General features: G+C 65.3%; 1 protein-coding gene. It reads left to right on the top strand.

The window, feature by feature from the left end; genetic code table 11:
- The coding region (locus AC1D2N_RS36140; RefSeq protein ID WP_477983011.1) for a putative Ig domain-containing protein at window positions 1–1,622 on the top strand (1,622 nt) is incomplete at both ends.

The raw sequence follows: 1,622 nt of genomic DNA, 5'->3' as shown, positions 1-1,622 counted from the left end.
CCCTCGAATGCGAACAACACGACGCCGACGGCGGTCGCCGATGCGGGGGACGCGACGGAGAAGGGCGGTGTCGCCAATGGTTCGGGCGGCGTGGTTGCGAGCGGCAATGTGCTGACCAACGACACCGATCCGGATGCTGGCGACACCAAGACGGTGAGCGCGGTTAGCTTCGGCGCGACATCAGGCACGCTCGGCTCAGCGCTGAACGGCACCTATGGCAGTCTCGTTCTCAATGCATCGGGCGCCTATACCTATACGATCAGCGAGACCAATGCCGCCGTGCAGGCGCTGCGCCTGTCGACCAACACGCTGAACGATGTCTTCAGCTACACGATGCGTGATGCCGCCGGCGCCACAGCCACGGCAAACCTGACCGTCACCATCCATGGCGCCAACGACGCGCCGGTGCTCGCCGTTCAGACGACGACCCAGAATGCCACCGTCGGCTCGGCCTTCTCCTTCGTGCTGCCGACCACCACCTTCACCGATGTCGACAGCACCGAGACGCTGGCCTACACGGCAACGGCTGCCGACGGCACGGCGCTGCCCGCCTGGCTGAGCTTCAATGCCTCGACGCGGACATTCTCCGGCACGCCGACGACAGGCGGGACCTATGGTGTCAAGGTAACCGCCACAGACCTCGGCGGCCTTGCCGCCAACGAGACCTTCAACATCGCCGTGTCGGTTCCCGGCAACACGACGCCGACGGCGGTCGCCGATGCGGGGGACGCGACCGAGAAGGGCGGTGTCGCCAATGGTTCGGGTGGCGTAGTTGCCAGCGGCAACGTTCTGACCAACGACACCGATCCGGATTCCGGCGACACCAAGACGGTGAGCGCGGTCAGCTTCGGCGCGACGTCAGGCACGCTCGGCTCAGCGCTGAACGGCGCCTATGGCAGTCTCGTGCTCAATGCATCGGGCGTCTATAGCTATGCGATCAACGAGACCAATGCCGCCGTCCAGGCCTTGCGTCAGTCGACCAACACGCTGAGCGATGTCTTCAGCTATACGATGCGCGATAGCGCCGGCGCCACGGCCACGGCAAATCTGACCGTCACCATCCATGGCGCCAATGACGCACCGGTGCTCGCCGTCCAGACGGCCGCTCAGAATGCCACCACCGGCTCCGCCTTCTCGTTCACGCTGCCGACGACCACCTTCACCGATGTCGACAGCACCGAGACGCTGACCTATACGGCAACTGCTGCCGACGGCACGGCGCTTCCCAGCTGGCTCGCCTTCAACGCCTCGACGCGCACCTTCTCCGGCACGCCGACGACAGCAGGCAACTACGGCGTCAAGGTGACGGCAACCGATCTCGGCGGCCTTGCCGCCAATGAGACCTTCAATGTCGCCGTGTCGGCGGGGCCAACGACCTACAGCCTGTTCTCCGCCTCCAGCACGCCGGCCCAGACGAACCTCAACGACGGTCAGCAGCTTGAGCTCGGCGTCAAGTTCCAGTCGAACGTCGCCGGGGATGTCACAGGCATCAGGTTCTACCGCAGCGCCAACGACAACGGCCAGAACGTCGTCGACCTGTGGAGCTCGACGGGCACCAAGCTCGCCACTGCCACTTTCACCACCACCACGGCGAGCGGCTGGCAGACGGCGAACTTCACGAC

The organism is Rhizobium sp. P1_B8, assembly GCF_056406515.1.
Note: the sequence above shows the minus strand (reverse complement) of the source record. Positions and strands in the feature narration are given on the sequence as shown.